Source organism: Ensifer sp. 22521 (assembly GCF_052044795.1).
In the GTDB taxonomy this organism is placed as follows: domain Bacteria; phylum Pseudomonadota; class Alphaproteobacteria; order Rhizobiales; family Rhizobiaceae; genus Ensifer.
In genome coordinates this window covers 92,762-113,399 of sequence record NZ_JBQENM010000010.1, presented here as the reverse complement: position 1 = coordinate 113,399, position 20,638 = coordinate 92,762, and the positions used below count along the sequence as shown (strand labels likewise).

Below are 20,638 nucleotides of genomic sequence, written 5' to 3'. Positions count from 1 at the left end.
TGCCCACGTCGGAAGCGCCACAGGGGTGAGGAAAGCTGTTTTCTTCCGTGACGACTTTCGGGATGGCCGACGACAGGGGCGAAGAACACCATGAATGGATCGCGATCAAATCCTCAGCGCGCAGGCAGCCAGTCCTATAGCGAGCGGCCGTCGCTCGACGCTTTGAACCGCACCATCGAAGGACTTGAGGCGCGGATCGAAGGCCTGATGAGCGGCGCTGCCCGCGACGTGGCGCCAAGGCCTCCCGAGCGTCTTCCGGCCCGCGAACCAGCCAGGGAACCCGCAACGCCCCGTGACGCCGTCGCCGAAATCATGCAGCGCCAGCGCAGCCTCAGCGCTTCGCGCGAGCGCCCGCCGCTTCGCGACCGAATGTCGGCGCGCGAACCGGAACGCTATGTTCCCGAACGTCCGGCCTCTGACCGTCTTACCGAAGAGCCCCGCCTGCAACCGTTGCACAGCCAGCCGCAGCGCCCGTCTTTGGCCGTTAACGATATCGCCGAGGCGCTCGTCGGTCTGCGCCAGGACCTGAAGCGCGACATCACCGATGGCCTCACGCGCGAGATGAATTCGCTCAGGTCCGAGATTCGCGGCATCAAGGCTCAGGCGCAGGATCACAGCTTCGCCGAAGACGTGCGCGGCGACATGCAGCGTCTTGCCGACAGCATCCAGCAGCTCGGCCGCCAGGCCTCGCCCGCCCAGGCCGACGCGCTGCGTGGCGACTTCGACGAACTGCGTGCGATGATCGACGGCCTTGCGCGTGAAGACAGCATGCGCCGCATGGAAAACCGCTGGACCGGCGTCGAGGATCGGCTGATCGCGTTTGATCAGAACCGCGACGACGAGCTGGTGGCGCTGGCCTACCGCCTGGACGAGATCAAGTCGCAGATCGGCTCGCTGAAGGGCAGCTCGGCCGTCGACGCGCTTGAGGACAAACTGATCGCCGTCGCCCAGGCCATCGAAATGCTGGGCCGCCAGATCCAACCCGATGACCGCCGTCTCGTTTCGCAGTTTGCGGATCTCGACGGTCGGCTCGATGAAATCAGCCGCGCGATCGCTGCCAACAGTCGCACGGCGACGGGTCTCGACGGTAGCTTCGTCAACCGGCTGGAAAGCCGGCTTGGCGACCTGTCCCGTCAGATCGACAGCCTGTCGCGCCCGAACGATTCCGGCCTCGGCGCCCGCCTGGAAGCCTTGACCGCCCGGGTCGAAGATCTCGCCGGCGAAAAGGCGGCCGCCCGTCTCGAAGAGCGTCTCGACCAGCTTTCGCTGGTGATGGAGCGCAGCAACAGGACCGCGCAGTCGGATCTCAACGATTATCTGTCGGATATTTCGCGCAAGATCGAGGCCCTGGACCAGGGCAGCGTCAACGACACACTGGCCGAGCGGCTCGACTATCTGGCACGCCGGATCGACGAACTCGACGCCCATGGCGTTCAACCGGCCTCCGATCCGCGCTTCGACCGGCTGGAAGATCGCCTTGTCGGCATCGCGCAGCGTCTGGAAGAGACCCACGCTGCGCCGTTCGATGATCGTGTCGCCCTGCAGAACCTCGAAGCGCAGATCGCCAATCTGTCGACGCTGGTCAGCCAGCCGCGCGCGGACGTCGCTGCGAGCGCGGTGCCCGTCGATTTCGAAAACCGCATGAGCGCGCTCGAGGACTACCTCTCGACCAGCGACGAATACATCGTCGAGGCCGCTCGCCAGGCGGCCGAAGCGGTGATGGAAGCCTATGCCAAGAACGGCTCTCCGCGGGGTTCCGGTGGAGATCTGGCCGCAATCTCGGCGCTTGCCGAAGACCTTCGCACGCTCGAGGACCTCAGCCGCTCCAGCGAGGAGCGCACGGCGCGCACCTTCGAGGCGCTGCACGAGACCCTCGTGCATATCGCCGACAAGCTGGAGCGCATCGAAAATCGCGAGCCGGCAATGCCGGCACGGGCTGAGACGCCGGTGCTGCGCGAACCCGCGCAGATGCCGAGGGCAGCGCAGCCGGAACTCGATCCCTTCGGCGGCAACGACCTCGATGACCGCTACGAGGACCTGCAGCGCAACGTCCGTGCGCTGCAGGCCGAAGATCAGGCTGTGGTCGCCCAGACGGACGAGCCGGCAACGGCGTTTGCCGATGACCGGCAGGTCTCGACCGTTGAAGTCGAAGATGCGCGTGAACCCGCCGCTGCAGCCCGCACCGGCCTGCTTGCCGGCCTGACCCGGCGCTTCTCCGGCAAGCGGTCCGAGCCGGTGCACGAGCAGGAGCAGTCCCGACAGCTCGTCGAGCCGACCCCGTCGATCGATCCCTCCGAAATGCTTGCGCCCGAGGAAGCCAACCAGCTGCTGGAGCCGGGTTCCGGCGTTCCCGATGTCAAGAAGATCCTGGAACGCGTGCGCGCCGGGCAGATGAACAAGGCAGGCATTCAGCCTGCCGATGGCGACAAGTCGGACTTCATCGCTGCCGCCCGCCGTGCTGCCCAGCTCGCCGTTGAAGAGGCCGACACCTTGAACAAGGTCGGTCAAAGCGGAAAGACCTCCGGCATCGGCGGCGCTTTTGCCCGTCACCGCCGGCCCATCCTCATGGCCGTCGGCGCGGTCCTGCTGGCGATCATGTCCTATCCGCTGGTCAGCAATATGCTGAAGAAGCAAGAGACCGCACCGGTGGAGCCGGCCGCGATCATCGAGCAGCAGGCGGTGCCGGAATCGCGCGAAAACAAGATCGTCGAAGGCCTTCTGCCGCAGACCGCGGCCGTAGCCCCGGCTGAAACGCCGGTCACGGCATCCGAAATCGCAGTCGCAGCACCGGTCGATTCCGTTGAAGCCCCGGCGAAGGTATCCGAAGCTTCGATCTCGGTACCGGCGACGGCCGTGCCGACGACCACCATTGCGACACCGGCCGAAGAGAAGGCACCGATGCTCGCGCCGGTCGCAGAAACGAAAACCGCTTCGGCGGCCTCCGAGTTCCAGGCGACGCCCGCTGGCAACGCACCCGCCAGTGGTGCGGCCCTTATCAGTTCTCCGGCCGAGGGCGCGGCAACGACCGCGCTGGCGCCGGTGGCCGCACCGAGCGAGATCGTGCTGCCGGAAGGCTTCGGCCCGGCAGCCCTGGTGACGGCCGCCAAGGGCGGCGACCCGCTTGCCTTCTACGAAATCGGCGCCCGCTTTAGCGAAGGCCGCAGCGTTCCTGAAAACATGGCGGAAGCCGCCAAGTGGTATCAGCGCGCCGCCGACGCCGGCGTCGTTCCGGCGCAGTATCGCCTCGCGAGCATGTATGAAAAAGGCATGGGCCTAACGCGTGACGCCTCCAAGGCGAAGGCGCTCTATCTCGCCGCCGCCGGCCAGGGCAATGCCAGCGCCATGCACAACCTCGCGGTCATGCTGGCGAGTGGCCGCGATGCTTCGCCTGACTTTGCCGAGGCAACGAAGTGGTTCGCGAAGGCTGCCGAACTCGGCATTCGCGATAGCCAGTTCAACCTCGCCGTCCTCTATGCGCGTGGCAACGGCGTGCCGCAGGACCTGACCGAATCCTACAAATGGTTCTCCGCCGCCGCCCGCGAAGGCGACATGGATGCCGCCGCCAAGCGTGACGAAGTTGCCAAGGCGATGAAGCCTGAGCAGCTCGAAAGCGCCAAGGCGAAGGCCGATGCCTGGAAGGTGCAGCCGGTCGACGCCAAGGCGAACACGGTCGACGTTCCGGATGCCTGGGTCGGCCCGGCCAACAAGACCGCCAGCGTCGACATGACCAAGGCGGTCCGCAATATCCAGGCGATCCTGAACAACAACGGCTTCGACGCCGGCAAGCCCGACGGCCAGATGGGCAAGAAGACCGTGGCTGCCATCAAGGCCTTCCAGAAGTCGGTCGGCCAGGAGCCGACGGGCGAAATCACCGAGCAGTTGGTCAAGGAATTGCTGAAGCGCAATTCCTGACCCTTGGGCTTGCGCCGTAATAAAGCCGCAGAGCCGGGCGACACGGGTTGCGGGTGGCGAAGCCGTCTGCCATGTGGCTGAAAAGGTTGAAATGTCGGGCCTGCTGCATAATTCCTTAATCGGAATCAGGCTAGGGAAGAACTGATGCAGCAATCAAGGTCCGGTTGTGACCTTGGCATGTCCTGGCGGAAGCGCAACGCTGCAGGAGTGCATGACGGAAGCCGCCTCGCCCTCGGGAGAGGTGCCGGCCTTTCGAATAATCCCTCATTCGTGGTGAATTGCTTGCCACACTAACCGGTTTGCCCGCATTGCGGGCCGTTGGCATATCGAGGACCCGGCGTGACGATCTATCTGCCCATCGCAGAGTTGTCGGTGAACATACTCATCATTCTCGGTATGGGCGCGGCCGTCGGCTTTCTTTCCGGCATGTTCGGCGTTGGCGGTGGTTTCCTGATCACGCCGCTCCTGATCTTCTACAATATTCCGCCTGTCGTGGCGGTGGCGACCGGCGCCAACCAGGTGGTTGCCTCGTCGATATCCGGCGCGATCACGCATTTTCGGCGCGGCACCATCGATATCAAGCTCGGCACGGTGTTGCTCTGCGGTGGCCTCGTGGGCGCGACGGTCGGCGTCTGGCTGTTTTCGCTGCTGCGCCGCCTCGGCCAGCTCGATCTGGTGATCTCGCTGCTCTACGTCGTGCTGCTCGGCACTGTCGGCGGTCTGATGCTTTGGGAAAGCATCGTCGCCATGCGCAAGGCCGCCAAGAACGAGGCGACGACCCTGCGTCGCCCCGGCCAGCACAATTGGGTGCACGGCCTGCCGTTGAAGATGCGTTTCAAGAAGTCGAAGATCTATCTCAGCGTCATTCCGGTTGCCTTCCTCGGCTTCTGCATCGGTATCCTGACCTCGATCATGGGCGTCGGCGGCGGCTTCATCATGGTGCCGGCAATGATCTATCTCCTGCGCATCCCGACCAACGTCGTCGTCGGCACGTCGCTGTTCCAGATCGTCTTCGTCTCGGCCTATACGGTCATCGTCCAGGCGTCGACCAACTATACCGTCGATATCGTACTCGCCTTCGTCCTGATGATCGCCGGCGTCATCGGCGCGCAATACGGCGTGCGCGTCGGCCAGAAGCTGCGCGGCGAACAATTGCGAGCGCTCTTGGCGTTGCTCGTCCTTGCCGTCGGCATTCGTCTGGCGATCGAGCTCGTCATTCCGCCGAAGGATATCTATTCGGTCGTATCAGCGGGGCTCGGCTTCTGATGATCCGGTTCGCGCGCACAGCTCTCGCCCTTCTGGCACTCGCCGTCGCCGCTCCGACCCATGCGGCACTGCAGGACGAGAACGCCGATTTCACCGAGAAGCTGGAGATCGGCATCTCCACCGACGAGATTGCCATCACCTCGGATTTCCGCGGCGCGGATCTGACGATCTTCGGCGCCGTCGATGGTTTCGACCAGGGACTGCTGGCCCAGGGCAGGTACAACATCATCGTGTCCCTCGAAGGCCCCAAGGACAATGCGACGGTGCGCAAGAAGGAGCGCGTCTTCGGCATCTGGGTAAACACGCGGTCGATGACCTTCGAGCTGGTGCCGGAATCCTATTCGCTGTCGAGCACGCGCGACATCGAAACGATCGCGCCGCCCGGCGAGATGGGCAATATGGGCATCGGCGTCGATCACATGCGGCTGGTGCCGCTCGGCTTCGTCGGCGACGGCAGCAATCTCGGCGAGTTCCGCAACGCCTTTCGCCGCATCCGCGAAACGAGTGGCGTCTACGAGCGCGATCCGGGCGGGGTGCAGTTCATCAGTGCGAGCCTGTTCAAGGCGTCGGTGCGCCTGCCGGCGAACGTGCCGAACGGCGTCCACGTGGTGCGCGCCTACCTCTTTCGCGACGGTGTCTTCGTCGCCGCCAAGGCGCTGCCGTTGCGTGTCGTCAAGACTGGTCTGGAACAGTTCATTACCCAGGCAGCGCATCAGCAACCGCTCTTCTACGGTCTCGTCGCCGTGCTGCTCGCAGTCATCACCGGCTGGGGTGCCAGCGTGATCTTCCGCAAGGAATAGTTGGGCCAGGAGCTTACCCTGCGTTTTCTTTTGCCCGGCGTGCGTTTAAAGAAAGGGCAGCAGGATGCTGTAGGGATAAGATACCCAGGCATCTCGAACATGTTGATCTGAACACGCCGCGCCGAACGCGCGCTGAAGTTCGAGAAGGCGATGCTTGCGCTGGTAGCGGCAAGCGACGCCACACAGACAGAGGAAGCTCGATGAAACCGATTTTTGTCCAGTTGCAGTGCGCTCCCGGCAAGACCTACGAGGTCGCTGACGAGATCTACCGCAAGGAAATCGTTTCGGAAATGTACTCGACCAGCGGCGACTACGACCTGATCATCAAGGTCTACATCGAGGAAGGCCAGGACATCGGCAAGTTCATCAACGACAACATTGCCACGGTGCCGGGTATCTCGCGCTCGTTGACGACGCTGACCTTCAACGCGTTCTGATCACGGGGTCGGCGGTGTGCGGACGGAACCGCACGCCTTCCCCAAGCGTCAGGCAATCAGATTGGCAAACCGGACCGAATAGATCCGGTCGCGACCGAGCATGTGGGCGACCAGCCTGCTGCGGTCGAAGAGGCCGGTCATGGCCCGGTGTCGCAGATCTAGCCCGCCGGTCGTGACCCCGAAGGCGGGCATCAGCATGCGCGTGCCATCCGTCGCAAAGCAGGCGCGGCGCACGGCCCTTTCGCGTCTCACCACCGTTGCCGCCGGATGCAGATGCCCGGCGATCTCGCCAACGGCATCGCCGCGCTTGGGCTCGTGCCGGAAGGCAAGACCCGCATGGTTGAGCTCGTCCATCGAGGCGCCCGGGAGCCCGAAGGCGCCATCCGGATCGTGATTGCCGTTGATCCAGACCCACTCGCGCCCGAGCGCCATCGCCGCGATCATGTGCCGGAAGGCGTCCGGCATCACGGCCGAACCGACACGATCGTGAAAATTGTCGCCGAGGCTGATGACGAGTTTCGGGTCGTGGCGCACGATCGCCGCCTCCAGCACGCGCAGCGTCGCAAGCGTGTCATAGGGCGGCAAAAGCATGCCGCGGCGGGCGAACGCCGAACCCTTTTCCAGATGCAGGTCGGAAACCACGAGCGTGCCGGTCTCGGGCAGGTAGAGACTGCCGAGCGGATCGCAGATCGCGACGACGCCGTTCACGATCGTCTGGGCGTGGAGGAGGGGGGCAGTCGTCTGAGCTGATAGGGCGTGGGCGAGGCGGTGCATGGTCACGATCCCGCACGCGACTGACTGTCGAGACGGAAGTGACCGGCCCAATTCGTTAGACTGCTCGTTCTCAAAGCCATTTTCCTATCAATCCACATCCAGACCGCCCATCGCCTCGTGGATCAAGTCGTCGGCGGCCTCCGAAAGCAGGAAGTCCTGCGCTTCGCCCTGGATCATTTCCTTGCCGATCTCCAGCATCACAGGCACCGCCAGCGGCGAGATCCGGTCGAGACGCCTGTGGGTGATGTGGCCCTTGATTCGCTTCAGCATATCCCCGAGCCGAGCGATGTCCAAAAGCCCCGTTGCCGCATCGTTGCGGGTCGCTTCGAGCAGCAGGTGATCCGGCTCGTGCGCGTGCAATACGTCGTATATGAGGTCGGCCGAGACCGTCACCTGCCGACCGGTCTTCTCCTTGCCGGGGTGACGCTGGTCGATGAGGCCGGCGATGACGGCGCAGTTGCGGAAGGTGCGTTTCAGAAGAAAGGACTCGTTCAGCCAGGCTTCGAGGTCATCGCCGAGCATGTCTTCGTCGAACAGCTCGGCAAGCGCGCCGCGCTTGAGCTTGAAGGTGGCGCCGAGGTCGTCGAGCGCCCAGACCGCCAGCGAGTAATCCGTCGCGACGAAGCCGAGCGGCTTCAAGCCGGCGCGGTCGAGCCTGCGGGTGAGCAGCATGCCGAGCGTCTGGTGCGCCAGTCGTCCTTCGAAGGCGTAGATGACCATGTAGTGGCGGCTGCCGCGCGGGAAGGTCTCGATCAGAAGCTCGTCCTCGCGCGGCAGCATCGAGACGTCCTTCTGTAGCGAGAGCCAGTCGCGCACCTGTTCCGGTAGCGCCGCCCGGCGCGCCGGATCGGCGAGCATCCTGCGAACCTGCTGTGCCAGATAGGTCGAGAGCGGAAACTTGCCGCCGGCATAGCTCGGCACCTTCGGGTCAAAGGTAAAGGCCTGGCTGACGAGGCATTCGTTCTCGCGAATGCCCTCGAAGCGCAGCACCTTGCCGGAGAACATGAAGGTGTCGCCCTGGGACAGCATTTCGAGGAAATACTCCTCGACCTTGCCGAGTGACATGCCGCCGCGACCGAGCGAGCCGCGCTGGTTGCGTTTGACCATGCGCACGTTCAGCATCGGCGACTCGACGATGGTGCCGACATTCAGGCGGTATTGTTGCGCCACCAGCGGATTGGAGACGCGGTAGAGCCCGTCCTTGGTCTTGCGGATCCGGGCGTAGCGCTCATAGGTCTTCAGCGCATAACCGCCGGTCGCGACGAAATCGATCACCCGCTCGAAGGTCTCCCAGGCGAGCGTCCTATAGGGCGAGGCACTGGTGATCTCGTCGTAAAGCGACAGCGGGTCGAAAGGCGCGGCACAGGCCATGCCGAGCACGTGCTGGGCGAGCACGTCGAGCGCGCCCTTGCCGACCGGCGGCGTGTCCTGCGCGCCGATATAGTTGGCGTCGAGCGCCGCCTGGCATTCCATCACCTCGAAGCGGTTGGCCGGCACCAGGATCGCCTTCGAGGGTTCGTCCATGCGGTGGTTGGCGCGGCCGATGCGCTGGGCCAAACGGCTTGCCCCCTTCGGCGCACCGACATGCACGACGAGATCGACGTCGCCCCAGTCGATGCCGAGGTCGAGCGTCGAGGTCGCGACGACAGCGCGCAACCGGTTCTCGGCCATCGCCGCCTCGACCTTGCGGCGCTGGGCGACATCGAGCGAACCGTGATGCAGCGCGATCGGCAGATTGTCGTCGTTGATCGTCCAGAGTTCCTGGAAGAGCAGTTCCGCCTGGCTGCGGGTGTTGACGAAGAGCAGGGTGGTGCCGTGCTCCTTGATCGCGGCGTAGACATCGGCGATGGCGTAGCGCGCCGAGTGCCCGGCCCAGGGCACGTGCTCTTCCGTCTTGAGGATGGAGATCTGCGGCTTGGCGCCGCCTTCGACAAGCACGAGCCCTGCGTGATTGTTCGTGTTCGGCTCCTGTGGCGCCAGCCAGCGCTGCAGGTCCATGGGATCGGAAACCGTTGCCGAGAGCCCGATCGTCTGCAGCCGCGGCGCCAGCCGGCGAAGCCGCCCGAGGCCGAGGGAGAGCAGATGGCCGCGCTTCGAGGTGACGAGCGAGTGCAGCTCGTCGAAGACGACGTAGCGCAGGTCTTTGAAGAAGCGCGTCGCCTCGCCATTGGCAAGCAGCAGCGCCAGCTGTTCCGGCGTCGTCAGCAATATGTCGGGTGGATTGAGCTTCTGTCGCTGCCGCTTGGCGGTGGGCGTGTCGCCGGTGCGGTTTTCGATGCGAACCGGCAGGCCCATTTCGCCGACCGGTTTCATCAGGTTGCGCTCGATATCGACGGCAAGCGCCTTCAAAGGCGAAATGTAGAGCGTATGGATGCCGACGAAGGCGGAGCCGGGCGGGATCTTGCCGCGGCGGGTGAGATCGACCAGCGAAGGCAGGAAGCCGGCAAGCGTCTTGCCGGCACCTGTCGGTGCGATCAGCAGCGTGCTGTCCCCCGCCTCGGCGCGTGCCAGGAGCTCAAGCTGGTGGGCGCGCGGCCGCCAGCCCTTCTCGCCGAACCAGCGCAGAAAGGGGGCGGGCAAGGTCAAGGCATCACCTTGCGGTTCTCTGGAATCGATCCTGTTCACGGAGAACAAAGGTAGATCAAATCTGCCAAAAGAGAAGCCCGGAAGACCTGCCGCCGGGCGGCACATTGACTCCTGTTCGAAATTGGATCGCCGTCGGCTTCTGCTCTCCGCATCCGGTCGACGCACCGGGAAAGGGTCGCCTGAGACAGCCCAGCAATCGTTTCCGCGTGACGACTGGACTGATCTAGAGTGCGATGTAACGATCGGCGCGGTGGTTGATGGCCACAAACAGGTTGAGCACGACCGCGCCGAGCACCGACCAGGCGACCACCGTGGGCGTCGTCACCCCAAAGGCGGCGACGAGCACGACCATGTCGATCGCAAGCTGCACGAGGCCGGCGCGAATGCCGAAGCGCTCCTGCAGGTAGATGCCGAGAATGCCGACGCCGCCAAGGCTGGCGCGGTGGCGATAGAGCGCGAGCAAGCCATAACCGAGCAGCAGGCCGCCAAGCAGCGCTGCCCAGGCCGGCTGGATCGTGCCGATCTGGAAGAGGCGCGATTGGATGTCGGTCAGGAACGAGGTCACGCCGATGGCGATGAAGGTCTTGACGGTGAAGGCCGGGCCGAGCCGCTTCAGCGACAGATAGAAGAACGGCAGGTTGAGCAGGAAGAAGGCAAGACCGAAATTGATGCCGAACGCATAGTGCAGCAGGAAGGCGACGCCCGCCGTGCTGCCGGTGAGCAGGCCGGCACTTGCGAGAAAATAGAGGCCGAGCGCGGCGATCAGGCTGCCGGTGAAGATGCCCTGCAGGTCCTCGACCGCCGTATGCCGGGTCGGGCTGGTGTTCCAGATACCGAAAACGCTGCTGATCTGAGCCATGGCAAAACCTCGATTGCGATGGCCGCAGCAATGCTGCAACGCACAACAATATTCAAGAAAAATATGTCAGTATTGCTGACTTATTTTTGCGACTCTGCCTTGCGTTTTATGCAGGCTTGCGCGCCAGGAACAGGATGCCGAAAACCGGTTCGCCGGCATCCATGCGTATGACGGTACGCTCGATGGCCAGCAGCTTCAGCCCGTGCGCGGTGCAGAGGCCGCGAATATAGGCTTCGCTATGGGCGTAGCGCAGCGAGGGGCGCAGCAGAAATTCCACGCCATCGCCCGCATCCTCGACGGAAAAGGCGAAGTAGCCATCGGCGGCCAGCAGACGGAGCGCGATGTCGAAGACACTGTCGAGATTGCCGAGATACATGAGCACATCGGCGGCGCTGACGAGATCGGCGCGGGCGGACGCGAAGTTGCCGAAGATGCCGGAAGCTTCCGGCGGGAGCGAAAGATCGGCGCGTGCCAGCCGATCGTAGGTGGATTTCGCCTCGGCCTTGGCGAGCATGTTGATGGAGATGTCGAAACCTTCAAGGAATTGCGCCTGATCCCGGATGCGTTCGCCGAAGAGGCCGGTGCCGCAGCCGAGATCCGTCACATGCTCGAAGATGAGGCCCCCGGTGTGGCTTTGGATCAGCGCGGCGAGCTTTTGCGGCACCGTGTAGCCGAGCTTTTCCACCAGCGCCTGGTCGAAGCGATCGGCATAGTCGTCGAACAGGCGCTCGACATAGAGGCTCGGCGGCTGTTCGGGCACCGCGGCGGCACCGAGAAGCGCCAGCTTCAGGCCGGCGCCGAAGATGTCCTGAGGGCTCAGCGCCAGGGTTTTTCTGAGCGCGTCGATCGCCGCCTCTTTCCGGCCCGATTTTTCCTCATAGTCCGCGAGCCGAAACCAGCCGGCTGCCCAGTCCGGCGCCCGTTCCAGCGCCTGTGCCATGAGTTCGGCAGCACTTCCGGGCTCGCCGCCTTCGGCAAGCATTTTTGCGTAGTCGGCGCGGCGGTCGGCGATCAGGTCGCCGGAGGAGAGCTGGTTGAGCGTCATCAATGTGAGATATCGGTTGCGATCAGCGCTTCTGACGCCGGATGCTGCAAAACACAAGCGGAATCTGGCTGAAACCGAGAGCTTGGGCGCTGTGCAAGGTCTGGCCGACTTGCGACGCTGCCGATCGCGGCTTATGTGAAGACAAACAGGAGAAGTTCGCGGATGTCGGACGGAATGAACAGATTTTTGGGTGACTCGCCGCTGCGGGTGCTGGTCAAGCTCGTCGTGGTGTCGATCCTCGTCGGCTTCGTCATGACCGTCTTCGGCTGGTATCCGACCGACATCTATTTCGCGGTCCGCAACTTCCTGCTCGACCTCTGGTACACCGGCTTTGCCGCACTTGGCCGGGTGGGCGACTATCTGCTGCTCGGTGCGGCGATCGTCGTTCCGGCCTTCGTGATCCTGCGTGTTATGAGCTACCGGCGCTGATGATGCACGACCGGTTTCTCTTGATCGAACGCCGCGGCCTGCTGCGTGCAACCGCCATCCTCTCGCTCGGCGCGCTTGCCGGCTGCACGACGTCCCAACTGCTGACGCCCGATAGTGGCACTGGCAGCGACCAGACCGAGGCGAGCCTCGGCTACGTCAACAAGCTGCGCAAGGGCAAGGGGCTGACGGAGCTCGTGGCGGACCACGCGGCCTCGGTCGCCGCGATGAACCAGGCCGCCCGCATGGCCAAGGTCGGCAAGATGCAGCATCTGATCGGCTGGAACGACAGTTTCTACGACCGGATGAAGGGCCAGGGCGTGACGCTTCCGGCAGCCGAAAACATCGCCATGGGCCAGGACGACGCCGAACGCGCCTATGATGCCTGGTACAAGTCGCCCAAGCATCTGGAAAACATGCTCGGCAACTATCGCGGCCTCGGCGTTGCCGTCGCCCAGAACGCCGCCTCCGGCAACCGCCCGTTCTGGGCGATGGTGCTGTCGGCCTGATCCGGCTTAGCAGCCGATCCCTTTAGACCTTTGCCCCTCATCCCCCTGCCGGGACCTTCCCCGCAGGCGGGGAGAAGGCAGCTTGCCGCCCCCGCTCGTACCCGCAATTTCCATGCTTGAAGCTGTCGCCGACGGTAGCTCAGGATGTGGCGCTTCAGCTTGCGCGCGTCCCCTCTCCCCGCCTGCGGGGAGAGGGCTAGGGTGAGGGGCTTTGGCAGGCACAGACTTAGATACGCACTCATCGCCGCTGAACAGCGCATGGTCCCTTGCATCCTCCCATGCACTTTCCCTAAAACGGTCGTCACTCACCTATAACGCCCGGACCGTTCGATGACCGCCTCTCCCGCCTCGCCGAACGATCCCGCCGGCGCCTTTCACGTCACCCATCGGCTGATCCTGGCGATTGCGCTGCCGATGACGCTCGGCTTCCTGACGACGCCCTTGCTGGGCCTGGTCGATACGGCTGTTGTCGGCCGCATGGGGCAGGCGACGCTGCTCGCGGGGCTCGCGATCGGCGCCATCATATTCGACCTGATCTTTACCACCTTCAATTTCCTGCGCGCCGGCACGACCGGCCTCGTTGCTCAGGCCTACGGTCGTGGTGACAGACGTGAGCAGCAGGCGGTGTTCTGGCGGTCCCTTACGATCGCGCTTGTCTGCGGCACGGTCAGCGTTCTCATTTCGCCTCTTCTGTTATCCGGCGGCCTCTGGCTGATGGGACCTGAGCCGGAGGTGGCGGCCGTCACCAGCACCTACTTTCTCTGTCGTATCATTTCGGCACCGGCAGCCCTTGCGAACTACGCCGTCCTCGGCTTCGTGCTTGGCCGCGGCGAAGGCACCATCGGTCTGATGCTGCAGACGCTGATCAATGGCATCAACATCGTGCTGTCGATCCTGCTCGGTCTCGTCCTTGGCTGGGGGGTGATGGGGGTCGCGCTTGCCACCGTCACAGGCGAGGTGATCGGGGCGCTTGCCGGCTTTGCGATCGTCTATGGCCGTTTCGACCGCAAGGATGCGCCGAGCTGGGCGCTGATCTTCGATCGCGAACGATTGAAGCCGCTCTTCGGCCTCAACCGCGACATCATGATCCGCTCCTTCGTGCTGCTCGCTGCCTTCACGCTGATGACGCGCATCGGCACGGCCTTTGGGCCGGTGACGCTTGCGGCAAACGCGGTGCTGATGACGATCTTCCTGGTCGCCGGCTACTATCTCGACGGCCTCGCCAACGCCGCCGAGCAATTGATCGGCCGCTCGATCGGTGCCCTCTACCGGCCAGCCTTCGATCGCGCGCTACGCCTGACGGCTGCCTGGTCGCTGGGGCTCGCCTTGGTCACCACCATCGTCCTTCTGTTTTTCGGCGATCGGCTCATCAATCTGTTGACGACGGCCGCCGATGTCCGCGCGGCCGCTTACGAGTATCTGCCCTGGGCGGCTGTCACTGCGACTACCGGCGCGCTCGCCTTTCTGATGGATGGCGTCTTCATCGGCGCCACCTGGTCGCGCGAGATGCGCAACATGATGGTCGCGGCCTTTGTCGGCTACGCGGCGGTGCTGGCTGTGCTCGTGCCCGTCTTCGGCAATCACGGGCTTTGGGCCGGCCTCAATCTTTTCCTGCTGCTGCGCGGCCTGTTCCTGCTTTCGAGAATTCCCTCGAAGGCGCGTCAGACCTTCCGGCCGGCCCAGTAGTCGAGGCGGCTGTCTCTGATATCGCGGATCGAGCTGATCCGCTCACGGTCGCAGAGATCGGAAAGGCCACGCACGATGCGGCCGGGGAGCGCAGGGCCTTCATAGACCATGCAGGAATAGAGCTGGACCAGATCGGCGCCGGCGCGGATTTTTTCTGCCGCGGTCTCGGCCGAACTGACGCCACCGACACCGATGATCGGCAGATTTGGTCCGACGCGCTTGCGCATGCGGGCAAGCACCGCCGTCGACTTCTCGAAGAGCGGCTTGCCGGAGAGGCCGCCAGCTTCCTTCGCCTGGTTCTGGTCCTTCAAGCCTTCGCGCGAAAGCGTCGTGTTGGAGACGATCAGGCCGTCGAGATTGTGGGCGAGAACTTCGGCTGCGATGTCGTCCATGCCCTCTTCCGTCAGATCGGGCGCGATCTTGAGGAACACCGGAACGTACCGGTTGCTACGGCGGGCTTCCTCGTCGCGAGCGGCGAGCACGGCGGACAGCAGGGCGGCAAGGCTCTCGCGCGCCTGCAGGTCGCGCAGGCCCGGCGTGTTCGGCGAGGAGATGTTGGCGGTGAAATAACGGGCGACCGAATAGAAGGCGTGAATGCCGTTCACATAGTCGGCAACGCGGTCGGCACTGTCCTTGTTGGCGCCGATATTGACGCCGATCAGCGCAGCGCGCGAGCAGGCCTTGAGCCGCGCCAGCGCCGCGCCATGACCCTCGTTGTTGAAGCCGAGGCGGTTGATGACGGCCTCGTCCTCGACCAGCCGGAAAATGCGCGGCTTGTCGTTGCCGGACTGCGGTTTCGGCGTGACGGTGCCGATTTCGGTGAAACCAAAACCGATCTTCAGGAGCGCTTCCGGCACCTCGGCGTTCTTGTCATAGCCGGCCGCCATGCCGATCGGGTTTGGGAACTCGATGCCGGCGACCGTCTGGGAAAGCCGCTTGTCGGCCTTGGAAGGACAGCTGGGCACGAGCCCGGTCTTCAGCGCCTTGATCGACAGGCCGTGCGCGGCCTCAGGATCGAACAGGAAGAGGCCGCGGCGGGCGAGATTGGTAAGCGGATTCATGCGTCAAGTTCCGGGAAGATATGCGAGCCATCGGCGCCAAGCGGCAGGGGCTTTTCCCAGACCACGGCGGAGAGGAAGAGGGGTGCATAGAGATGCGGGAAGAGGGCGCCGCCGCGCGAGGGTTCGTAGACCAGTTCCACGCCGAGCGCGTCGCCGTCGACGGCGACCAAAAGCAGGCCTTCCTGTCCCTCGAAATGCCGCGCTGCCGTCTCCACGGCCTGTTCGGCGGTGGAGAAATGGATGAAGCCGTCAGCAAGGTCGACGGGTGCGCCGTCGAAGCGTCCGCTGCGCTTGGCTTCCTGCCACAGCGAGGCCGGAACGATCTTGTAGATGATGGAACCCATTGTGCCCGTCTGCCCCCGTAATCTTCTGTCGTGGCCTTGCCGCAAATATCAGCGATTGTCCATCGCAGAAGGACGTCGATTCGCGCATAATCCTTGGTGAAGATCGATTTCGCTCTTCCCGTTCATGTGCCGGGCGTCATCTGGCAAGGACCGCAACGGAGAGGACGTCATGAGAAAAGCTACAGTCGCACTTCTGATCGGAGCCGGCCTGGCATTCGCCGGCATCGCCTCGGCGCAGGATCCGGCGCCCGGCCGCTACAGCATGCAGAAATCCGAGACCGGCATTGCCCGGCTCGACACGCAAACCGGCGAAGTGTCGCTCTGCCAGGAAAGGAGCGGCGAGCTCGTCTGCCGCATGGCAGCCGACGAACGCTCCGCGCTCGAGCTGGAGATCGAGCTTTTGACCAAACGGGTAGAGACCTTGGAAAAGGCCGTTAAATCCGGTGAAAGCGTCGCGAAACCGAACCTTCCGACCGACGAAGAGATTGACCGGACAATGGGCATCATGGAAAGAATGATGCGTAAGTTCATGGATATCGTGAAGGATCTCGAAGGCAGCGACCCCGCGACGGAGCCGCAGAAGACCTGAGACGCCGGAACGGCCATGCGGGATGCGGATCGGCGCGTGGAGGCGCGCAGGTCGCAGACCGGGCTCTTGGGAGGGAGCGACATGACGCCGGACATGACCATCATCATCGCGGACGATCACCCGCTGTTTCGTGGCGCCATGCGCCAGGCCCTGAGCGGGATGGACGGCGCGCCCGCCATCGTCGAGGCAGCTGATTTCGCCGCCGCGCGCAAGGCGGCAGCCGATTATCCAGATGCCGATCTCCTTCTTCTGGACCTGACCATGCCTGGCGTCAGCGGCCTTTCCGGCCTGATTGCACTTCGGGCCGAGTTTCCGAGCCTGCCGGTCATGGTGGTTTCCGCCCATGACGATCCGGCGACGATCCACCGCGCGCTCGACCTCGGCGCGTCCGGCTTCCTCTCAAAGTCGGCCGGTATCGAAGAGATCCGCGAGGGCATCGAGAAGGTCATGGCTGGCGAGGTCTTCGTGCCGGCGGGTTATGACCAGGCGCAGGAATACGAACCGGAAGTCGCCGATCTGCTCCAGCGGCTCCAGACGCTGACGCCGCAACAATCACGCGTCCTCAGCATGCTGGGCGAAGGCCTGCTCAACAAGCAGATCGCCTATGAGCTCGGCGTCTCCGAGGCGACCATCAAGGCGCATGTCTCGGCGATCCTGTTGAAGCTCAATGTCGACAGCCGCACCCAGGCAGTGATCCAGCTTTCGAAGATCGGCACCGTCGCCGCCGCCTGAGGCGGTCAATCGAGCACTGCAGCAGCATTCGTCTATCGCAGGCGCGTTGCCGCAACGCCGAAGCCGCTCACTCCGCAGCCGTTCGCGCCGCCGTCGAAAGCTGCGTCAGCCACGCCCGCATCGCTGCCGGCCGCACCGGCTTGTTCTGGATCGAAACGCCATCGCGCTCGGCCGCGGCGCGCACTTCCGGCGAGCGGTCCGCCGTCACCAGCAGGGCTGGGATCGCCTCGCCGGCGGAAAGCCGGATCTTCGCAATTGCCTCGATGCCAGTGCCGTCGTCGAGATGATAGTCGGCGATGATCGCGTGCGGTTTCTCGGCCGGCTCTCCCGTCATCTCGGCACAGGCGGCAACCGATTCCGCCGTGCTGACGACGCAGCCCCAGCCCGAAAGCAGCACTTTCATGCCCTCGAGGATGCGCGGTTCGTTGTCGATGCAGAGCACGCGCAAGCCGTTGAGCGCCTCGCTCGCCTTGTTGGGGACAACTGGGCGGACCGCGACCGGTTCGCCGGCGCTTACGTCCAGCGGCAGCGTCACCTTGAACCCGGTGCCTTTGCCCGGTGTCGATTGCAGGCTGACCGGATGGTTGAGTACGCGCGAGATGCGATCGACGATCGAAAGACCGAGGCCGAGCCCGGAAGCGGTGCGCGCGCCCTCGTCGAGCCGTGCGAATTCCTTGAAGACCGTCCGGAACTTCGACGACGGAATGCCGATGCCGGAATCGAGCACCTCGATCGTCGCCATCGCGCCATGCCTGCGCACGCCGACAAGCACCTTGCCGGTGAGCGTATATTTGATCGCGTTGGAAACGAGGTTCTGCACCACGCGGCGCAAAAGGTTCGGATCGCTGCGCACGACCAGCGAGGTCGGCATGACCACCAGGTCGAGATCCTTGGCGCGCGCGATCGGCGCGAAGTCGGTCTCGATGCGGCGGAGCAGGTCGTTGAGCGGCACGGATTGCAGCCGCGGCTTCATTGCGCCGGTGTCGAGGCGCGAAATATCGAGCACGGCGCCAAGAATGGCCTCGACCGATTCCAGCGAGGAATCGATGTTCTCGACGAGCGTGCTGTTGTCGGAATCGCCCAGCCGCTCGACCAGCGAGGACGAATAGAGACGGGCGGCGTTGAGCGGCTGCAGAATATCGTGGCCGGCGGCGGCGAAGAACCGCGTCTTGCCGATATTGGCCTCTTCCGCGGCCGCCCGCGCTTCGGCGAGTTCCCGGTTCACGCGGGTCAGTTCGCCGGTGCGTTCCTCGACGCGCAGTTCCAGCGTTTCGTTCGCCTGCTTCAGTGCCATGTCGGCGGCAACGCGCTGGGTGATGTCGGTATAGGTGGTGACGATGCCCTTGTCGGGCATGGCATTGGTGCGCACTTCGATGATGCGTTCGCCATTGCCAAGTTCGAGCAGGAAGGGCTTGTCCAGCGTCAGGAAGTTGGCGATCAATCCCTTTTCCTGATCCTTGCGGATATCGCCGCGCTTGGTGAGGATCGAAACGATATCGGCGAGCGGGAAGCCCACTTGGCCGGCCGCCTCCGGCAGATCGAGAAGCTGGCGGAAGCGCCGGTTCCAGATGATCAGGTTGTTGGCGTTGTCGAAGACGGCAATGCCTTGGTCCATCTGCGAGAGCGCGGTCTGCAGCATATCCTGATTGTATTGCAGCGCCTCGCTCGCCTGGTCGAGCAGCCAGGCCGTGTCCGACGACGTGTCGTCGCCGCGCTGCAGGACGAGCGAAAGCACGAGCCGCGCCGAGGACGAGCCGATGGCACTGCCGAGCAGCTGCTCGGAAAAATGCACGACGGCCATGTCCGCCGGCGCATTGTCGTCCAGCCAGCGGCCGGACTGGCGCTCATAGGTGTGGAACGAGCGCTGCATGCGCTCGGTGCCCATGTAGCGGCCGATCGTCGCCTTGAGATCGCGCACCGTGACCTTGGTCTTGCGGCCGCGGAACGTGCCTTCGGTGCGCGACCGCCGGGTGATGAAGATGCCGGCCTGAAAGCGCTCGATCGGCTTGGGCGTCCGGGTCAGCGAGCCGAGCACATAGGCGCTGCAGTTCACGAGCAGGCTCAGCATCGTGGCATTCACCAACGGGTCGGCGCGGGGACCCGAAAAGAGGTCCGTAAATGGCAGCAGGAAGCTCAGCACCGTTGCCGCGACCTGGGAATTGTCCGGTCCGCCGAGGCTCGGCAGGAACAGGAGATAGGCCCAGACGAAAAAGCCGGAGACCATGCCGGTGATCGCGCCGCGCGCATTCGCCTGGCGCCAGATGAGACCACCGAGCATGGCCGGCGCCATCTGGGAGATGGCGACGAAGGAGAGGAGCCCGAGCGAAGCAAGGCCGGCACTGATATCGGCGGAGCGGTAGTAGCCATAGCCGAGCAGGAGGACGACGAAGATCGCCGAACGGCGGATGTTGAGCAGCGTCCCCGCGAGGTTTTCCTGAAGCCCGCCGCGCTGGCTGAGATTGCGGCGCAGGAACACCGGCATGACGATGTCGTTGGAGATCATGATCGACAGCGCCACGGAGGCGACGATTACCATGGCCGTTGCTGCCGAGAAGCCGCCAATGAAAGTAATCAGCGTCAGCAGCGGCAGGCCGTTGGCGAGTGGCAGAGTCAGCAGATAAAGATCCGCATCGCCGGAGCCCGAGAAGGTGAGGAGGCCGGCAATCGCGATCGGCAGCACGAAGAGATTGATGCCGATCAGATAGAGCGGAAAGAGAATGCCGGCGGTACGCAACTCCCCTTCGGTGCGGTTCTCGACGACGGTCACATGGAACTGCCTGGGCAGCATGATGATCGCGAAGGCGGAGGTGACGATCAGCAGGATCCACCGCGCCGTCGGCGTTTCATAGGAAAGTGCGGATTGCACCGCCGGGCTCTCGGTCGCCAGTGACCAGAGATGGGCCGGGCCGTTGAAGATGACGAAGACGATGTAGAAGCCGGCGGTGACGAGGGCGACGAGCTTGACCAGCGATTCCATTGCGATCGCGAGGATCAGTCCGTCCTGATGTTCTGTCGCGTCCGTATGGCGCGTGCCGAAGACGATGGCGAAGCAGGCGAGGAACAGGGTCACGAGCAGGGGCAGGTCGATGAAACTCTGCCCCGCGCCGATGCCATAGTCGCTGGTGTTGATCATCGCCGCGACGGAGCTCGAAATCGCCTTGAGCTGCAATGCGATATAGGGGATGGCACCGACCAGCGAGATCAGTGCGACGATCGCCGCCACGGCCGGGTTCTTGCCGTAGCGCGCGGCGATGAAGTCGGCGACGGAGGTCAGCTTCTCGGTCTTGGCAAGGCGGATGATCTTGCGGATCAGCGGCATGCCCAGCGTGAACATCAGGATGGGTCCGATGTAGATGCCGGTGAATTCGAGCCCGCGCTCGGCGGCAAGCCCGATGCCGCCGAAATAGGTCCAGGACGTGCAATAGATCGCAAGGCTGAGCGCATAGACGAGCGGTCTGCCTTTCAGCGCAGCGCTTTTCCTCCTGGCCCGCCGGTCGCCATAACTCGCGACTGCAAACAGCAGCAGCAGATAGGCGAAGGCCGAGGCAAAGATGACCGAACCCGAAAGCATGCCTCACTCCTCCGACGCGAAGCATAGGACAAGTCCGCCAG

Annotated in this window: 16 protein-coding genes; 9 read left to right on the top strand and 7 right to left on the bottom strand. The window is 64.1% G+C overall.

What is annotated here, in order from left to right:
- The first annotated feature begins 90 nt into the window (after positions 1 to 90).
- The 4 genes from ACTJKE_RS17125 (at position 91) to ACTJKE_RS17110 (ending at position 6,415) form a co-directional block, all read left to right on the top strand.
- A complete protein-coding gene (locus tag ACTJKE_RS17125; RefSeq protein ID WP_058329042.1) occupies positions 91 to 3,912 on the top strand; it encodes a peptidoglycan-binding protein in 3,822 nt (1,273 codons plus the stop codon).
- A 339-nt stretch (positions 3,913 to 4,251) separates the two neighbouring features.
- Positions 4,252 to 5,178 carry a sulfite exporter TauE/SafE family protein gene (locus ACTJKE_RS17120; RefSeq protein ID WP_057248126.1) on the top strand — a complete coding sequence of 309 codons (927 nt, stop codon included), beginning with the start codon at positions 4,252 to 4,254 and terminating at the stop codon, positions 5,176 to 5,178.
- Complete coding sequence (locus tag ACTJKE_RS17115) at positions 5,178 to 5,978, top strand: TIGR02186 family protein (RefSeq protein ID WP_057248127.1); 801 nt, start codon at positions 5,178 to 5,180, stop codon at positions 5,976 to 5,978. Before ACTJKE_RS17120 ends, ACTJKE_RS17115 begins: the two co-directional genes overlap by 1 nt.
- A 200-nt stretch (positions 5,979 to 6,178) precedes the next feature.
- On the top strand, positions 6,179 to 6,415 hold the full coding sequence (locus ACTJKE_RS17110) for an Lrp/AsnC ligand binding domain-containing protein (protein WP_034797129.1): 237 nt from the start codon (positions 6,179 to 6,181) through the stop codon (positions 6,413 to 6,415).
- Positions 6,416 to 6,463: 48 nt separating this feature from the next.
- Here the strand turns inward: ACTJKE_RS17110 and pdeM are convergent, their stop codons facing one another.
- The 4 genes from pdeM to ACTJKE_RS17090 all read right to left on the bottom strand — a co-directional run bounded on the left by pdeM (position 6,464) and on the right by ACTJKE_RS17090 (position 11,679).
- A complete protein-coding gene (gene pdeM / locus ACTJKE_RS17105; protein ID WP_057248128.1) occupies positions 6,464 to 7,189 on the bottom strand; it encodes a ligase-associated DNA damage response endonuclease PdeM in 726 nt (241 codons plus the stop codon).
- Between the two features lie 87 nt (positions 7,190 to 7,276).
- Positions 7,277 to 9,823: a ligase-associated DNA damage response DEXH box helicase gene (locus ACTJKE_RS17100; protein ID WP_162764741.1), complete on the bottom strand. Its 2,547-nt coding sequence runs from the start codon at positions 9,821 to 9,823 to the stop codon at positions 7,277 to 7,279.
- A gap of 175 nt (positions 9,824 to 9,998) precedes the next feature.
- Positions 9,999 to 10,634 (bottom strand): YitT family protein, encoded by a 636-nt coding sequence (locus ACTJKE_RS17095; protein ID WP_065372333.1) that lies wholly within the window; start codon positions 10,632 to 10,634, stop codon positions 9,999 to 10,001.
- A 106-nt stretch (positions 10,635 to 10,740) separates the two neighbouring features.
- Positions 10,741 to 11,679 (bottom strand): methyltransferase, encoded by a 939-nt coding sequence (locus ACTJKE_RS17090; protein ID WP_058329040.1) that lies wholly within the window; start codon positions 11,677 to 11,679, stop codon positions 10,741 to 10,743.
- Positions 11,680 to 11,841: 162 nt separating this feature from the next.
- Between ACTJKE_RS17090 and ACTJKE_RS17085 the strand changes: the two genes are divergently transcribed.
- From ACTJKE_RS17085 to ACTJKE_RS17075, 3 genes are all read left to right on the top strand, one after another.
- Positions 11,842 to 12,108 carry a DUF6460 domain-containing protein gene (locus ACTJKE_RS17085; RefSeq protein WP_057248131.1) on the top strand — a complete coding sequence of 89 codons (267 nt, stop codon included), beginning with the start codon at positions 11,842 to 11,844 and terminating at the stop codon, positions 12,106 to 12,108.
- 2 nt (positions 12,109 to 12,110) lie between these two features.
- Complete coding sequence (locus ACTJKE_RS17080) at positions 12,111 to 12,614, top strand: CAP domain-containing protein (protein WP_058329128.1); 504 nt, start codon at positions 12,111 to 12,113, stop codon at positions 12,612 to 12,614.
- 330 nt (positions 12,615 to 12,944) lie between these two features.
- Positions 12,945 to 14,300 carry an MATE family efflux transporter gene (locus tag ACTJKE_RS17075; RefSeq protein WP_058329039.1) on the top strand — a complete coding sequence of 452 codons (1,356 nt, stop codon included), beginning with the start codon at positions 12,945 to 12,947 and terminating at the stop codon, positions 14,298 to 14,300.
- Here the strand turns inward: ACTJKE_RS17075 and ACTJKE_RS17070 are convergent.
- Together ACTJKE_RS17070 and ACTJKE_RS17065 are read right to left on the bottom strand one after the other, a co-directional pair.
- Positions 14,276 to 15,361, bottom strand: coding sequence for a quinone-dependent dihydroorotate dehydrogenase (locus ACTJKE_RS17070; RefSeq protein WP_058329038.1), 1,086 nt, complete (start codon positions 15,359 to 15,361; stop codon positions 14,276 to 14,278). The two genes, ACTJKE_RS17075 and ACTJKE_RS17070, sit on opposite strands and share 25 nt — an antisense overlap.
- Complete coding sequence (locus ACTJKE_RS17065; protein ID WP_058323584.1) at positions 15,358 to 15,705, bottom strand: DUF952 domain-containing protein; 348 nt, start codon at positions 15,703 to 15,705, stop codon at positions 15,358 to 15,360. The genes ACTJKE_RS17070 and ACTJKE_RS17065 overlap by 4 nt, the downstream gene beginning before the upstream one ends.
- Positions 15,706 to 15,874: 169 nt before the next feature.
- On the opposite strand from ACTJKE_RS17065, the gene ACTJKE_RS17060 reads away from it, so the two are divergent.
- Both ACTJKE_RS17060 and ACTJKE_RS17055 read left to right on the top strand, forming a co-directional pair.
- Entirely contained in the window at positions 15,875 to 16,294 is a 420-nt protein-coding gene (locus ACTJKE_RS17060) for a hypothetical protein (RefSeq protein WP_057248135.1), read from the top strand.
- An 81-nt stretch (positions 16,295 to 16,375) separates the two neighbouring features.
- A complete protein-coding gene (locus tag ACTJKE_RS17055; protein WP_058329037.1) occupies positions 16,376 to 17,026 on the top strand; it encodes a response regulator transcription factor in 651 nt (216 codons plus the stop codon).
- Positions 17,027 to 17,093: 67 nt separating this feature from the next.
- On the opposite strand, the gene ACTJKE_RS17050 is transcribed toward ACTJKE_RS17055, so the two are convergent.
- Positions 17,094 to 20,597 (bottom strand): PAS domain-containing hybrid sensor histidine kinase/response regulator, encoded by a 3,504-nt coding sequence (locus ACTJKE_RS17050; RefSeq protein WP_058329036.1) that lies wholly within the window; start codon positions 20,595 to 20,597, stop codon positions 17,094 to 17,096.
- Positions 20,598 to 20,638 lie beyond the last annotated feature (41 nt).

What these genes read in the sequence shown, in the direction of transcription:
- ACTJKE_RS17055 (WP_058329037.1), top strand. Translation starts at nt 16,376, where the DNA reads ATGACGCCGGACATGACCATCATCATCGCGGACGATCACCCGCTGTTT.
- pdeM (WP_057248128.1), bottom strand. Translation starts at nt 7,189, where the DNA reads ATGCACCGCCTCGCCCACGCCCTATCAGCTCAGACGACTGCCCCCCTC.
- ACTJKE_RS17110 (WP_034797129.1), top strand. Translation starts at nt 6,179, where the DNA reads ATGAAACCGATTTTTGTCCAGTTGCAGTGCGCTCCCGGCAAGACCTAC.
- ACTJKE_RS17070 (WP_058329038.1), bottom strand. Translation starts at nt 15,361, where the DNA reads ATGAATCCGCTTACCAATCTCGCCCGCCGCGGCCTCTTCCTGTTCGAT.
- ACTJKE_RS17050 (WP_058329036.1), bottom strand. Translation starts at nt 20,597, where the DNA reads ATGCTTTCGGGTTCGGTCATCTTTGCCTCGGCCTTCGCCTATCTGCTG.
- ACTJKE_RS17115 (WP_057248127.1), top strand. Translation starts at nt 5,178, where the DNA reads ATGATCCGGTTCGCGCGCACAGCTCTCGCCCTTCTGGCACTCGCCGTC.
- ACTJKE_RS17065 (WP_058323584.1), bottom strand. Translation starts at nt 15,705, where the DNA reads ATGGGTTCCATCATCTACAAGATCGTTCCGGCCTCGCTGTGGCAGGAA.
- ACTJKE_RS17085 (WP_057248131.1), top strand. Translation starts at nt 11,842, where the DNA reads ATGTCGGACGGAATGAACAGATTTTTGGGTGACTCGCCGCTGCGGGTG.
- ACTJKE_RS17060 (WP_057248135.1), top strand. Translation starts at nt 15,875, where the DNA reads ATGAGAAAAGCTACAGTCGCACTTCTGATCGGAGCCGGCCTGGCATTC.
- ACTJKE_RS17075 (WP_058329039.1), top strand. Translation starts at nt 12,945, where the DNA reads ATGACCGCCTCTCCCGCCTCGCCGAACGATCCCGCCGGCGCCTTTCAC.
- ACTJKE_RS17095 (WP_065372333.1), bottom strand. Translation starts at nt 10,634, where the DNA reads ATGGCTCAGATCAGCAGCGTTTTCGGTATCTGGAACACCAGCCCGACC.
- ACTJKE_RS17080 (WP_058329128.1), top strand. Translation starts at nt 12,111, where the DNA reads ATGCACGACCGGTTTCTCTTGATCGAACGCCGCGGCCTGCTGCGTGCA.
- ACTJKE_RS17125 (WP_058329042.1), top strand. Translation starts at nt 91, where the DNA reads ATGAATGGATCGCGATCAAATCCTCAGCGCGCAGGCAGCCAGTCCTAT.
- ACTJKE_RS17090 (WP_058329040.1), bottom strand. Translation starts at nt 11,679, where the DNA reads ATGACGCTCAACCAGCTCTCCTCCGGCGACCTGATCGCCGACCGCCGC.